Genomic DNA, 12,427 nt, shown 5'->3' on the forward strand with positions numbered 1-12,427 from the left:
AACTGCCCCGGTCGGAACGGCCCCGGTCGGAACGGCCCGGTCGGAACACCCGCCGCCCGCGGTGCGTTGCCCTCAGCATGAGAGCGATCGCCTACGCGCAGACCGGTGCCTCGTCCGTCCTCCGACTCGTCGAACGCGACGTGCCGGAGCCCGCCGCCGGTGAGGTGCGCGTGCGCATTGTCGTCTCGGGGGTGAACCCGACCGACTGGAAGGCGAGGGCGGGCGCGCAGCCCGGCAGGCCGACCCCGTTCGATGAGGTCGTGCCGAACCAGGACGGCTCGGGCGTCGTCGACGCGGTCGGCGACGGCGTCGACGGATTCGCGCCGGGCGACCGGGTCTGGGTCTTCCTCGCCGCGCACGAGCGGCCGACGGGCACCGCGCAGGAGTTCACCGTGCTCCCGGCCTCCCGGGTGGTGCACCTGCCCGACTCGGCGAGCTTCGAGCTCGGGGCATCCCTCGGCGTGCCCGCGATGACCGCGCACCGTGCGCTCACGGTGCACGAGGGCGGGCCGCAGCGGCTCGCGCCCGGCGCGCTCGACGGCCGCACCGTGCTCGTCGCCGGCGGCGCCGGCGCGGTCGGCCATGCGGCGATCCAGCTGGCACGCTGGGCCGGCGCCCGCGTCATCACGACGATCAGCTCGCCCGAGAAGGCGGCGCTCGCGACCGCGGCGGGCGCCCACCACGTGGTGAACTACCGCACGGAAGACGCGGCGAGCGCCATCCGCGCCATCGCACCCGACGGAGTCGACCAGGTCGTCGAGGTGTCGCCCGCCCGCAACGCCGAGCTGAACTCGCGCGTCATCGCCAACCACGGCTCCATCGCGGTGTACGCGACCGACGGGGGCGGCGAGATGTCGCTCGACGTGCGGCACCACTTCGCGCTCAACGTCAGGATCCAGTTCCTGCTGCTCTATACCGTCGGCGCCGAGCCGCTCGCAGCGGCCGCCGCCGACATCGGCCGCGCCCTCGACGACGGCGCACTGCCCGTCGGCGAGAATGCCGGGCTGCCGCTCACGCGCTTCCCGCTCGAACAGACCGCGGAGGCGCACGACGCCGTCGAGGCGGCGACGGTCGGCAAGGTGCTCATCGACGTCGCGCCGGAGCCGGCGTAGCGCCGACGAGTCCCGCCCCGCAGAGCCGTCGGCGCAGCCACGCCGAGGCGTCCGCCTGACGGAGCGTCCCCGACCGGATTTCCTCGACGAACGCGATCGCTTCGTCGGTCAGCCGGCCGTCCGCCGTGGCGGGGCCGTCGCGCAGCAGCGTGCGGGTCAGCCACCGCGTCGCCCGTCCGCCGATCCGCGCCGCCACCGCCACCGATCCGGCGAAGTGCCGCGCCTGCCCGTCGGTGTCGTCGTCGAGCTCGGGCTGGAAGCCCCGGCCGCGGATGCGGTTGCTGCCGCCGCTCGCGGCATCCGTCAGCCACAGCGGTCCGCGCCGGACGCCGCCGGCACGCCCGACCTCCTTCAGGAACCGGCGGTCGCTCAGCCCCAGCGCGGCGAGACGGTCGATCCAGTTCGCGAGGGCGGTGCAGGCATCCACCCCATCAGCGTAGGGCGGATGCCTCCGCGCATCGCGGCCGACTCAGCTCCGCGCGTCCTCCAGGTGCGGGGCGCCGTGGCTCAGCACCTTCACGACGAGGTTGTGCCGTCGCAGGGCCCGGATGGTGCGGGCCACCTCGTCGGGCGTGCGGCCGAGCGCCCGCTCGTTGGACACGACGAGCACGTCGCCCGCCCGCAGCGTCTCGAAGATGCGGCTGAGCCGCTGCTCCCACGTGACCGACACCTCGGGCACCGGGTGCTTGAAATCGAGGATCGCGACGCCGAAGCGGGCGAGGTCGTTGCGCTGCTCGGTCACCGACGGCATGTCGTCGCGGGCGATGACGAGGCCGACCAGGCGCGAGCCCTCGGGCCGCGCCTTCCACCAGTCGTGGTTGCGCTGCAGTTCCTCGAAGCACTGCGGGCAGCCGATCGCGTGGTGGCCGGGTCCGTGCGCGACATCGGTCGAGGCCGCGGGCAGCGTCGTCGCCGCACCGGTCGCGGGCGATCCGATCGTCGCGTCTCCGGTCGCCGTCGGTTCCGTCGTCTCAGCCATGGCCTCCCCTTCGTCGCCCACCATTGTCGCGCGATTCGGAGACGGCCGCGGAGAGACGTCGTCGCCAGCGCTTCCACGGCAGCTCCTCCGGCCAGTGCGCGACCACGGAGTGGACGCCGCGCCGGATGCGGAGACCGCCCCCGCCGCCGGTGATCGCGCGCATCGCCATGCCCATGCGGAGCCGCCGATCGAAGCGGAACCGGCGCCGGGCGTCGAGATGCACGGCGCCGAGATGCATCGAGAGGTCCATGTCGTCGTGCATGAGGTCGTCGAATCGGTGCACGTCGCGGCTGACCGCCTCCCACGCGGAGCGGCGCACGGCGAAGTTCGAGCCGAACAGCGGCGTGTGCCCGAGCGTCGGCACCATCACCGCGCGGTAGGCGCCGACATACAGTGCCGCGAGCGGCAGCCGAAGCGCGCGCGGCCCGTCGACGAAGCGCGCCGGCCCCGTTAGCCCCGTGAGTCCGGGGTCGACGGCGAAGCGCCGGCCGATGCGCGCGATCCAGTCGGGCGGGGCCACGCAGTCGGCGTCGAGTCGCGCGATCACCTCGCCCGTCGCGTGGTCGCAGCCCGTCGCCGCCGCGGCCGGGATGCCGACGTGCGGCTCCGCCACGACGCGGGCGCCGAACGCGCGGGCGACCTCGGCCGAGGCATCCGTCGAGCCGTTGTCGACGACGATCACCTCGTGCGGCGCGACCGTCTGCCGGGCGAGCGCGGCGAGGCATCGACGGAGCAGCGCCGCATCGTCGCGCACCGGCACCACCACCGAGACGGATGCCCCCGCGCCGGGCGCGTCCCGCAGCTCGTCGCGGGGCGGGCGACGCCGGCGACGACGGTCATGGGCGGTCGGCGGCATCCGGCGAGGCTACCGGCGGTGCAGCGCAGACGGCACGGGCTTGACGGCCTCGCCACGTCACGCCCGCGCACGTACCCTGGACGGATGACGGACACCGCCGCCGGCTTCACCCTCGACACTGTGCTCGCCGCGCTCGCCGCGCTCGAGGATCCGAAGATGCGGGCCGTCAACGAACGCCACGGCGACGACCACGGCGTGAACCTCAGCCGGCTGCGGGCGCTGGCCAAGCGCATCAAGATCGACCCCGCCCTCGCCCGAGAGCTCTGGGCCACGGGCGAGACCGCCCCCAGGCTGCTGTCACTGCTCATCTGCCGGCCTCGCGACTTCGACGCCGACGAACTCGACCGGATGCTTCGCGAGCCGAGCGCGCCGAAGGTGAACGACTGGTTCGTGAACTACCTGGCGAAGAAGTCGCCGCTCGCCGAGGAGCTGCGGCTGCGCTGGTTCGACGACCCCGACCCCACGGTCGCCGCGGCCGCGTGGTCGCTTACCACCGAACGCGTCGTGAAGCAGCGCGACGGACTCGACCTCGAGGCGCTGCTCGACCAGATCGAGCGGGAGCTGCAGTCCGCTCCCCCTCCTCTGCAGTGGGCGATGAACGAGACCCTGGCGCAGATCGGCATCCACGAGCCGGCGCTCCGCGAGCGCGCCATCGACATCGGCGAGCGCCTGCAGGTGCTCGCCGACTACCCCACGCCGCCCGGCTGCACGTCGCCGTTCGCGCCGATCTGGATCACCGAGATCGTCCGCCGCCGCGAGGGCTGAGCCGGCGCCGCGCGACGCGCGCCGACCCCGCCGCGCTACAGCGCCCCGGTCGCCGGCGTCTCGCGGACCCGGCCCGCACCCTCGAACACGAGGAGCCGGTCGGCGAGCTTGTCGACGAAGAACCGGTCGTGGCTCACGACGAGCACGGCGCCCGGGAAATGGGTGAGCGCCCGCTCCATCACCTGCGTCGACGTGATGTCGAGGTGGTTCGTCGGCTCGTCGAGCACGATCACCGCGGCGCCCGAGAGCAGGCACTGCGCGATCGCGACCCGCGCACGCTGACCGCCCGACAGGGTGCCGATCTTCTGCTGCAGATCGGCCTCCGAGAACTGCAGCATCGCGAGGAACCGGGCCACGCTCTTCTTCGTGGCCGCGAACGCCAGCGAGTCGGGGTACGCGTTCACGGCGTGCCCGACGGTGTCGGTCAGGTCGAGCTCGGCGTACACGCGGTTGTACGACACGTACCTGGCGCCCTTCGCCCACCGCACCGAGCCCGAGTCGGCCTCCGTCTCCCCGGTCAGCACGTCGAGCAGCGTCGACTTGCCCGACCCGTTCGAGCCGATGACGGCGACGCGGTCGCCACGCTGCAGGTCGAACGAGACGTCGGCGAACAGGGGGTCGCCGCCGAAGCCCTTCGTGAGGCCGGTCACCGTGAGCAGGTCGTTGGACACCTTCAGGCCGTCGTAGATCGAGGTGATGATCTGGTCGATGGGGCGCGGCGCCTGCCGCTTCTTGATGTCGGCGAGCCGGCGGGCGACGGCGTTCGACGGGTTCCGCGCGGCTTCCCGGCGGGCGGTCGCGGCGGCCTGCTCGTACCCGAGCAGCTCTTCCTCGTGCGCGAACTGGCGCTCGAGCATCTTCAGCCGCGACTGCTTGGCGTGCACGTACGCCGAGTAGTCGCCCTCGTACTCCTGCAGCCGGTAGTTCTCGATCTCGATGATCCGGGTGACGACGCCGTCGAGGAACTGCCGGTCGTGCGAGACCACGAGCACCGCGCCGGCGAAGCCCTGCAACCAGTTCTCGACCCATTTCACGCCGTCGAGGTCGAGGAAGTTCGTGGGCTCGTCGAGGAGCAGCACATCGGGCGCCTGCACGAGGATGAGCGCGAGCGCCGCGCGGTTCCGCCATCCGCCCGAGAGCCGGTCGACCGGCAGATGCCGGCGCTCCTCGTCGAAGCCGAGGCGGGTGAGCACGGTGTCGATCGTCGTCTCGTAGGTCCAGCCGCCGATGGCATCCATGCGCTCGAACAGCTCGCCCTGCTCGGCGAGCAGCTTCGTCATCGCGGCATCCGTCATGGGTTCGGCGAGCTGCGCGCCGATCTCGTCGAGCCGCGCCTGGGTCTCGTGCACCTCGGTGAAGTGCGCGCTGAGCGTCTGCTGCACGCTCTGCTCGCCGTCGAGCTCGGAGAACTGCGAGAAGTACCCGATCGTCGTGCCCTGCGTCACATCGACCGTGCCGCCCGTCGGCTCGCGCCGGCCCAGCACGATCTCGAGGAACGTGGTCTTCCCTGTCCCGTTCTTGCCGATGAGCCCGACCCGGTCGCCGCGCCGCAGCTTCAGGTACGCCTCTTTCAGCACGGGACGCCCGTCGAAGTCGATGCTCACGTCGTTCAGGCGGATCAGGCTCACAGGGGTCCTCGCGTCGGGTGGGAAGAGAGACGGCGAGACGGATGCCTCCAGCCGCGCCAACTCTACCGACGCCCTCCTGAACGACCTGTCACAGCCGGCGCACCGACCCGGTCCTCGCTGATGAACCCGATCCACCCGGCCCGCCGACCGGCGGCCGGCCATCTCTCGGAAGGGACCCATCATGACCGACCACATTCTCGAGCCCGCCGCGCAGGCGCTCGCCGACGCGACGGCCCAGCCGCCGTACTTCTACCAGATGACGCCGGACGAGGCCCGGAAGGTCCTCGACGACGTGCAGGCGGCACCCGTCCCCAAGGCGGAGGTCGACGAGCGCTGGGTGACCGTGCCCGCCGAGGTCGGCGACGTCCGGGTCCGCATCGTGACGCCCCCGGGTGCCCACGGGCCCCTGCCCGTCGTCCTGTACATCCACGGCGGCGGCTGGGTGCTCGGCAACGCCGGGACGCACGACCGTCTCGTGCGCGACTTGGCGACGGGTGCCGACGCGGCCGTCGCGTTCGTCGAGTACGACCGGTCGCCGGAGGCGCGCTATCCCGTGGCCATCGAGCAGGCGTACGCCGCGGCGCAGTGGATCACCCGGCACGGTGCCGACGAAGGGCTCGACGCCTCACGGCTCGCGGTCGCCGGTGACTCGGTCGGCGGCAACATGACCGCGGCCGTCGCCATCATGGCCAAGCAGCGCGGTGACGTGACGTTCGTGCACCAGTCGCTGTACTACCCGGTGACGGATGCCGCGCAGGACACCGACAGCTACCGCGAGTTCGCCGCCGGCCCGTTCCTGCTCGCCAAGAGCATGGCCTGGTTCTGGGACGCGTACCTGCCCGACCTCGACCGGCGGGCGGAGATCACCGCATCACCGCTCCGCGCGACGCTCGACGACCTCGCCGGGCTCCCCGACGCTTTCGTCGTCGTCGACGAGAACGACGTCCTCCGCGACGAGGGCGAGGCCTACGCGCGCAAGCTCACGGCCGCAGGCGTGCGCACCACGAGCATCCGCGTGAACGGCACGATCCACGACTTCATGATGCTGAACCCGCTGCGGGAGACCGCCGCGTCATCGGTCGCCGTCGAGCTCGCCGTGCACGAGCTGCGTGCGGCGTTCGAGCGGGCGGCGGAGCGGTCCGCCGCTGCGGCATGAGGTGCTGCCGGCGCCGGGCCTCCGGCGCCGGCAGCCACTCGCCCTCAGCTCGCCGGCCGGCAGGCCTCAACCCGCCCGGCCCGCCTCAACCGGCTCGCCGCGCCTCAACCGGCCCGGCGCGCGCTCCGTCGCCACGAGCTCCCGCACCGCGGGCGCGATCTCCGCGCCGTACCGTTCGGCGAGCACCGGGTCGTCGCCGCCGATGAGCACCGCGGTCACGCCGTGCTCGAGGGCCAGCGTCGCGAGCTGGTCGACCCACTGCTCGACCGGCCCCTCGAGCAGCCCCCGCGACACCGGCGAGAGCCCGACGCGCATCACGTTCAGCAGGCGCCGCACGTCGGCCGGCGACCGGCCCGCGGCCACCGCCGCCTCGTCGATGCGGGCGTTGTGGTCGGCGAGCGACGCGACGCCGCGCGGCAGGTACTCCAGCGTCGGCAGCCAGCCGTCGCCGAGCTCGCCCGTGAGCGCGAGCATGCGCGGTTGGTACGAGCCGATCCAGATGCCGATGTCATGCGCCGGGCGCGGCCCCCGCTTCGCACCCGCCACGTCGTAGTACCTGCCGTGATGCGACACGCGGCCCGAGGCATCCACGTCCCAGAGGTCGCGGATGATCGCGATCGCCTCCCGCAGCGCGTCGACGCCCTGACCCGGGGTGAGCCGCCGGCCGCCCATCGCCGCGATGCCGTCCCAGAACGCGCCCGCCCCGAGGCCGAGCTCGAACCGGCCGCCGCTCAGGATGTCGAGCGAGGCGGCCGCCCGCGCGAGCACCGCCGGCGGACGCAGCGGCAGGCTCGCCACGTTCGCGCTCACGTGCACCCGCTCGGTGCGCGCGGCGACGAAGGCGAGCAGCGTCGACGTGTCGAGGAACGCCGCCTGATACGGGTGGTCCTGGAAGGTCACGAGGTCGAGCCCTGCGCGATCGGATGCCACGGCAACGTCGATCGCGTGCTGCGCGCCCTGCGCGGAGGGCGTGACGAAGGTGCCGAACTTCAGGTCGTGTCCGTAGTCGGTCATGATGCGGCCTCCAGCCGGGTCGGGGTGGCGGCCTCCGCGGCCGCCGGGTCGATGAAGAAGTTGTCGCGGAAGACGCTGCCCGGATCGTACCGGCGCTTCAGCTCGCGGAGGCGGCCGAGCGTCGGCTCGGGAAACGCGTCGGGGAGCGCCTGCGGGTCGCGGCTCGTCTCGAAGCTCAGGTAGAGCCCGTCGAAGTGACGGCGGAGTCCGCGCCAGGCGTCGCGGAGCGCCTCGTCGTCGGGCCCCATGGCCGTCACCTGGAATCCGACGGTTCGGTGGGCGAAGGCCGTCGCGTCGGACGGCACATCGGCGATGGCGCCGCCCATGGTGCGGAGCTGGAAGAAGGAGACGAGTCCGCGCTCCAGCAGCCGCGCGGTGTCCCGGGCGAAGGCCGGGGTGAGCTCGGGCAGGAACGCCGAGCGCGACACCGGCTCACCCGCGCCGTGATGTCCGTCGGGTCCGACGTCTGCGGCCTCGGCCATGACGTCGCGATACGGCATTACCGCCGCCTGCTGCTGGGCGAGGAGGCCGAGTGAGGTGAACGGCGTCAGCCGCTCGACGATCTCGTCGGGGCGGTCGTCGTCCACCATCGCGTACAGCTGCAGCACCGACTGCCCCTCGCGCGGAGCGCCGGTGACGAGGAACACGGTCGTATCGCGCGGCGCACCGCTCGCGAGCCGCCCGAAGTCGCGGAGACTGCCCTCGAGGTCGGGCGTCACGAGCGCGAGCTTCGCCCACCCGACCTCGCCGACCTCGTCGACCTCGAACTCGAACGCCGTCGCGATGCCGAAGTTCGCCCCAGCGCCGCGGACCGCCCAGAAGAGGTCGGGATGCTCCTCGGCGCTCGCTCGCACCCAGGTGCCGTCGGCGAGCACGAGCTCGACGGCGCGGAGGTGGTCGATGGTGAGTCCGTGCGCCCGGGAGAGCAGGCCGATGCCGCCCGCCGTCGCGAGGCCGCCGACGCCGACCCCGCCGTAGTCGCCCGAGCCGAGCGCCCAGCCGTACGGCTGCAGCGCCGCGGCGACGCGCTTCCACGTCGCGCCCGGGCCGATGCGGACCAGCCGCCGCGCCCGGTCGAGCACCTCGATGCCGTCGAGCGCGCCGACGTCGATCACGATGCCGCCGCGGTTGGTCGACCGGCCGCTGATGCCGTGGCCGCCGCTGCGGATGCCGAGCTGGACGCCGGGATGCCTCGCCGCGAACCCGACCGCGTCAGCCACCTCCTCGACGGAGCGAGGGCGGAGCACGAGGCCGGGGGCGCCGCCGCGGAGGTAGGTCGATGAGACGCGGCGGAAGGCGGCATCCCCGGGTTCGACGGCTCGGGCGGCGAGGGACTCGGGCACGCCGTCGTAGTCGATCCCGGCGACGCGGCGAGCGCGCACGGCGACGGAGCGACGCGGGGCGGCGGGCACGCGGGTCCGGAGTTCGGCGGCGATGGCGCCGAGCCGGGCCACGTCGTCGAGCGTGCGGGCGGGAACGACGACCGGCAGGCCGGCTTCGGCGAGCGCGGCGAGGTCGTCGGCGCCCGCGTCTGCGGCGGCGACGACCCAGGGACGCCCGGCGCCCTGATCGGGGCGGGCGGTGATGAGCCGGCCCGGCGCGAGCACGTCGGCGGCCTCGCGGCCGCGCGCGAGCATGCTCGGCACGGGCGCCTCCGCATCGAGGGGCGTGCGTGCCGTGCGGGATTCGGCGACCCCGATCGCGATGCGGGTCGTGCGCGCCGCGAGCCACACCGCCGTCGTCCAGGGGTCGAGCCCCGACTCGGGCGCGTCGCGGCCGGTCGTGAGCACGACGAGGTCGAGCCCCGCGGCCTCGGCGGCGCGGGTCAGCTCGGTCGTGGGGTCGGGCCGGTCGGCCGCGCCGGCGCTGGCGCCGGGGCCGGGGCCGGCGACCCAGTCGGGCTCGATCAGGACTCCGAGTTCGAGGGACATCCATCCTCCAGATTTCACGTTGCAGAAAAGATAATCGAATTCACAGATGATTTATTTCCCCGCACGATTGGTAGGATGGAGCGATGACCGATCCAGTCCGACCTGCGCCCGTCGCCGGGCTCGACCTCGGTGACGATTTCGGTTGGGCGCTCGGCGTGCTGCTCCGCAGCTATCGCGACCGTGTGCAGCGCGCGCTCGGCGACTTCCCTCACGGCCCGCGCGGCTACGAGACCATGGCCGAGGTGCTCCGCGGCACCCGGCCGAGCCAGCTCGCCCTCGCGAACCATCTCGGCATCGACCGCACCGTCATGACCTACCTCGTCGACGATCTCGAGCGCGAGGGGCTCGTCGAGCGCCGGCCGAATCCGGCCGACCGCCGCCAGCGCCAGATCGTGGCGACGGAGCGGGGTCGCGAGCTCATCGAGGCCGCCTGCGCCCGCGTCGTCGACGCGCAGAACGAGCTGCTCGCCGGGCTGCCCGCCGAGGAGCGAACCGTCCTCCGCCGGCTGCTCACGAAGGCGGCCGTCGCCACGGGCGACGACGTCACCGACCCGTGCGAGGTCGCCGAGGAGGCCTGAGCCCCCGCGCCGGTCAGTCCTGCGGCGCCGTCTCGCCTGAGGGTGCTCGGCCGCGGGTCCGGGCCCGGCGGAGGATCGCCGGCACGACGAGCGCCAGCAGCAGCGCGGCGACGAGGATCCGGACGATCCACAGGCCCGCCGGCCACGCCACATCGTACGTGCCGGGGATGCCGAGCAGCGCCCCGAGGATCTGCCCGCCCGCGATCCGGCCGGGCGCGAGCCCGTCGAGCGACAGCCCGCCGATGACGATCACCGCGCCGAGCGCGAGGAAGACCAGGGGCACCACGAACATGCCGGCCGAGATGCGCTCGCCCCGCACCCGGCGCTCCACGAGCCGCACCACCATGTCGAGCGGGAACAGCCCGAAGAACCAGACGAGACCACCGAGCGCCATCGCGAACACGATGATGCCGAGCATCAGCGCGAGCGTGCCGATGAAGCCGCCCGCGGTCTCGGCCTCGAAGTACTCCGCGTTCCCGAGGATCGTCGGCACCGAGCACGCCAGAATACCGAGCGGCATCACCACGAGTACCCACCACAGCGCCCTCGGGGAGAACCGCCGCGACGAGCCGACCGTGCGGGAGACGATGAGGATGACCACGGCGCTCGCCAGCATGGGCACGCCCGCGACGGCGGCGAAGACGGCGAACCCGTCGTCGGCCTGCGGATCGAGCAGCAGCAGCGGAATGGCGGAGAGCACCACCGCGAGGAGGGAGACCACGGCGATCGGCAGCGTGACGGTGCGGTCGGTCGACTCGGTCGATGATGGAGCGTCGGTCACGTGCCCATTCTGTCGTGCGCCCGTGCGCCGGAGCGTCCGATCGCCCACGCGCCACGCTCAGCGCGCCAGCGCCGCCTCCTCGTCGAGCCAGCCGAGCTTGTTCGGGTTCGCGACGGAGAAGATGCGCGTGATGCGCCCGCCCTCGATCACCACGCTCACGGCGCCGACGAGCTCGCCGCCGACCTCCGCGCGCACGGCCGGCTGCCCGTTGATCCACGCCGGCTGCGCGAGGAACGGGCGGTCGAGCTTCGCGAGCCCGCCGAGCAGGTACCGCGCCATCTTCTCCGCGCCCTCGATCGGCCGTCGTGCGGCACCCTTCACGAGCCCGCCGCCGTCGGCCACCGAGACGACGTCGGGCGCGAGCACGTCCATCAGGCCCTGCATGTCGCCCGAGTTCACCGCCGCGACGAACTTCGCCACCACGGCCTCCTGCTCGGCGCGGTCGACCGACACCCGCGGGCGACGAGCGGCCACGTGCTCCTTCGCGCGATGCGCGATCTGCCGGACGGCCGCCGGAGTCTTGCCGACCGCCTCCGCGATCTCGTCGTAGGGCACGTCGAACACCTCGCGCAGCACGAACACCGCCCGCTCGGCCGGCCCGAGGGTCTCCAGCACCGTCAGCATGGCGATCGACACGCTCTCGGCGAGCTCGACGTCGTCCGCGACATCCGGGCTCGTGAGCAGCGGCTCGGGCAGCCACTCGCCCACGTACTGCTCGCGGCGCCTCGCCTGCGAGCGGAGATGGTTCAGCGCCTGCCGCGTGACGATGCGCACGAGGTACGCGCGCGGGTCGCGCACGTCGGTGCGGTCGTCGGCGGCCCAGCGAAGCCACGACTCCTGCAGCACGTCCTCCGCGTCGGCGGCCGAGCCGAGCAGCTCGTACGCGACGGTGAAGAGCAGGTTGCGGTGCGTGACGAACGGGTCGCCTTCGAGGCCGGCGGGGCTCATCATGCGATCGACCCTACGGCGGATGCCTCCTCGGCCGGCGCGGCGAGCGGCGGCAGACCGCAACTCGTGGCGAACTCCGCCGAGTGGATGCCGAGCGCCACGTTCGACCGTGCGCTGAGGTTCATAACGCCGATCCGCGCGGTGAGCTCCAGCAGGGCCGCCTCCCCGAGGTCGCGGCGGAGCGCCTCGACGAGGTCGTCGGTGACGGCGACGGGCGTCTGGCTCATCCCGTTTGCGTACTCCATGACGCGCCGCTCGACGGGCGTGAACACGGATGACTCCCGCCACCTCGGCACCTCGCGCGCCTTGGCCTCGTCGAGGCCCCGGTTGTGGGCCATGAAGTAGTTGAGGTCGAGGCAGAAGCTGCAGCCGACCGCCGCTGCGGTCGCCATGTGCGCGAGCGAGGCGAGGTCCTCGTCGAGCTCGTGCCACTTCTCGACCTTGCGGTTGACGCCCATCAGGTCCATGAGCACCCGCTTGTTGTGCCACATCACGCCGATCTGGTCGGGCACCTGTCCGAGCATCCGGTTCGCCACGAGCTTCACGAGGGTGCCGGTGAACCCGGTGACCCGGGCGGCGGGGATGCGTGCGATGTCGGTCATGTCGTCCTCCGATGGCGGTCGTCTCAGCTGCGGTCGACATGGAGACACCGGCCGGGCCGCGGGTGTGACATCCCGAC

13 protein-coding genes are annotated in these 12,427 nt (G+C 73.0%); 4 read left to right on the top strand and 9 right to left on the bottom strand.

The window, feature by feature from the left end:
• Positions 1 to 77: 77 nt before the first annotated feature.
• A complete protein-coding gene (locus ABIQ69_RS13645) occupies positions 78 to 1,112 on the top strand; it encodes an NADPH:quinone reductase (RefSeq protein WP_350347669.1) in 1,035 nt (344 codons plus the stop codon).
• Here the strand turns inward: ABIQ69_RS13645 and ABIQ69_RS13650 are convergent.
• Genes ABIQ69_RS13650 through ABIQ69_RS13660 form a run of 3 tightly spaced genes read right to left on the bottom strand, consistent with a single transcriptional unit; the run spans position 1,084 to position 2,947 of the window.
• Positions 1,084 to 1,539 carry a hypothetical protein gene (locus ABIQ69_RS13650; RefSeq protein WP_350347670.1) on the bottom strand — a complete coding sequence of 152 codons (456 nt, stop codon included), beginning with the start codon at positions 1,537 to 1,539 and terminating at the stop codon, positions 1,084 to 1,086. The genes ABIQ69_RS13645 and ABIQ69_RS13650 overlap by 29 nt on opposite strands.
• A gap of 42 nt (positions 1,540 to 1,581) precedes the next feature.
• Positions 1,582 to 2,091: a dehydrogenase gene (locus ABIQ69_RS13655; protein ID WP_350347671.1), complete on the bottom strand. Its 510-nt coding sequence runs from the start codon at positions 2,089 to 2,091 to the stop codon at positions 1,582 to 1,584.
• Entirely contained in the window at positions 2,084 to 2,947 is an 864-nt protein-coding gene (locus tag ABIQ69_RS13660) for a glycosyltransferase family A protein (protein ID WP_350347672.1), read from the bottom strand. Before ABIQ69_RS13660 ends, ABIQ69_RS13655 begins: the two co-directional genes overlap by 8 nt.
• Before the next feature lie 84 nt (positions 2,948 to 3,031).
• Between ABIQ69_RS13660 and ABIQ69_RS13665 the strand changes: the two genes are divergently transcribed.
• On the top strand, positions 3,032 to 3,712 hold the full coding sequence (locus ABIQ69_RS13665) for a DNA alkylation repair protein (RefSeq protein ID WP_350347673.1): 681 nt from the start codon (positions 3,032 to 3,034) through the stop codon (positions 3,710 to 3,712).
• Positions 3,713 to 3,747: 35 nt separating this feature from the next.
• On the opposite strand, the gene ABIQ69_RS13670 is transcribed toward ABIQ69_RS13665, so the two are convergent.
• Positions 3,748 to 5,340 carry an ABC-F family ATP-binding cassette domain-containing protein gene (locus tag ABIQ69_RS13670; RefSeq protein WP_350347674.1) on the bottom strand — a complete coding sequence of 531 codons (1,593 nt, stop codon included), beginning with the start codon at positions 5,338 to 5,340 and terminating at the stop codon, positions 3,748 to 3,750.
• Positions 5,341 to 5,521: 181 nt separating this feature from the next.
• Here ABIQ69_RS13670 and ABIQ69_RS13675 point away from each other — a divergent pair, with 181 nt between their 5' ends.
• Positions 5,522 to 6,496: an alpha/beta hydrolase gene (locus ABIQ69_RS13675; protein WP_350347675.1), complete on the top strand. Its 975-nt coding sequence runs from the start codon at positions 5,522 to 5,524 to the stop codon at positions 6,494 to 6,496.
• 66 nt (positions 6,497 to 6,562) lie between these two features.
• Here ABIQ69_RS13675 and ABIQ69_RS13680 read toward each other — a convergent pair whose 3' ends face one another.
• Both ABIQ69_RS13680 and ABIQ69_RS13685 read right to left on the bottom strand, forming a co-directional pair.
• Positions 6,563 to 7,510 carry an LLM class flavin-dependent oxidoreductase gene (locus ABIQ69_RS13680; RefSeq protein ID WP_350347676.1) on the bottom strand — a complete coding sequence of 316 codons (948 nt, stop codon included), beginning with the start codon at positions 7,508 to 7,510 and terminating at the stop codon, positions 6,563 to 6,565.
• Entirely contained in the window at positions 7,507 to 9,441 is a 1,935-nt protein-coding gene (locus ABIQ69_RS13685; protein WP_350347677.1) for an FAD-binding protein, read from the bottom strand. Before ABIQ69_RS13685 ends, ABIQ69_RS13680 begins: the two co-directional genes overlap by 4 nt.
• A gap of 83 nt (positions 9,442 to 9,524) precedes the next feature.
• On the opposite strand from ABIQ69_RS13685, the gene ABIQ69_RS13690 reads away from it, so the two are divergent.
• Positions 9,525 to 10,019 (top strand): MarR family winged helix-turn-helix transcriptional regulator, encoded by a 495-nt coding sequence (locus ABIQ69_RS13690; RefSeq protein WP_350347678.1) that lies wholly within the window; start codon positions 9,525 to 9,527, stop codon positions 10,017 to 10,019.
• A 13-nt stretch (positions 10,020 to 10,032) separates the two neighbouring features.
• Here the strand turns inward: ABIQ69_RS13690 and ABIQ69_RS13695 are convergent, their stop codons facing one another.
• From ABIQ69_RS13695 to ABIQ69_RS13705, 3 genes are read right to left on the bottom strand one after another with little or no spacing between them, the layout of a single operon-like run.
• Positions 10,033 to 10,800 (bottom strand): hypothetical protein, encoded by a 768-nt coding sequence (locus ABIQ69_RS13695; RefSeq protein ID WP_350347679.1) that lies wholly within the window; start codon positions 10,798 to 10,800, stop codon positions 10,033 to 10,035.
• Between the two features lie 57 nt (positions 10,801 to 10,857).
• Positions 10,858 to 11,751: an RNA polymerase sigma-70 factor gene (locus tag ABIQ69_RS13700; RefSeq protein WP_350347680.1), complete on the bottom strand. Its 894-nt coding sequence runs from the start codon at positions 11,749 to 11,751 to the stop codon at positions 10,858 to 10,860.
• Positions 11,748 to 12,350: a carboxymuconolactone decarboxylase family protein gene (locus tag ABIQ69_RS13705; RefSeq protein WP_350347681.1), complete on the bottom strand. Its 603-nt coding sequence runs from the start codon at positions 12,348 to 12,350 to the stop codon at positions 11,748 to 11,750. Before ABIQ69_RS13705 ends, ABIQ69_RS13700 begins: the two co-directional genes overlap by 4 nt.
• Positions 12,351 to 12,427: the final 77 nt, after the last annotated feature.

It is taken from the genome of Agromyces sp. G08B096 (assembly GCF_040267705.1).
In the GTDB taxonomy this organism is placed as follows: domain Bacteria; phylum Actinomycetota; class Actinomycetes; order Actinomycetales; family Microbacteriaceae; genus Agromyces.

What these genes read in the sequence shown, in the direction of transcription:
- ABIQ69_RS13645 (WP_350347669.1), top strand. Translation starts at nt 78, where the DNA reads ATGAGAGCGATCGCCTACGCGCAGACCGGTGCCTCGTCCGTCCTCCGA.
- ABIQ69_RS13655 (WP_350347671.1), bottom strand. Translation starts at nt 2,091, where the DNA reads ATGGCTGAGACGACGGAACCGACGGCGACCGGAGACGCGACGATCGGA.
- ABIQ69_RS13660 (WP_350347672.1), bottom strand. Translation starts at nt 2,947, where the DNA reads ATGCCGCCGACCGCCCATGACCGTCGTCGCCGGCGTCGCCCGCCCCGC.
- ABIQ69_RS13665 (WP_350347673.1), top strand. Translation starts at nt 3,032, where the DNA reads ATGACGGACACCGCCGCCGGCTTCACCCTCGACACTGTGCTCGCCGCG.
- ABIQ69_RS13675 (WP_350347675.1), top strand. Translation starts at nt 5,522, where the DNA reads ATGACCGACCACATTCTCGAGCCCGCCGCGCAGGCGCTCGCCGACGCG.
- ABIQ69_RS13680 (WP_350347676.1), bottom strand. Translation starts at nt 7,510, where the DNA reads ATGACCGACTACGGACACGACCTGAAGTTCGGCACCTTCGTCACGCCC.
- ABIQ69_RS13685 (WP_350347677.1), bottom strand. Translation starts at nt 9,441, where the DNA reads ATGTCCCTCGAACTCGGAGTCCTGATCGAGCCCGACTGGGTCGCCGGC.
- ABIQ69_RS13690 (WP_350347678.1), top strand. Translation starts at nt 9,525, where the DNA reads ATGACCGATCCAGTCCGACCTGCGCCCGTCGCCGGGCTCGACCTCGGT.
- ABIQ69_RS13700 (WP_350347680.1), bottom strand. Translation starts at nt 11,751, where the DNA reads ATGATGAGCCCCGCCGGCCTCGAAGGCGACCCGTTCGTCACGCACCGC.
- ABIQ69_RS13705 (WP_350347681.1), bottom strand. Translation starts at nt 12,350, where the DNA reads ATGACCGACATCGCACGCATCCCCGCCGCCCGGGTCACCGGGTTCACC.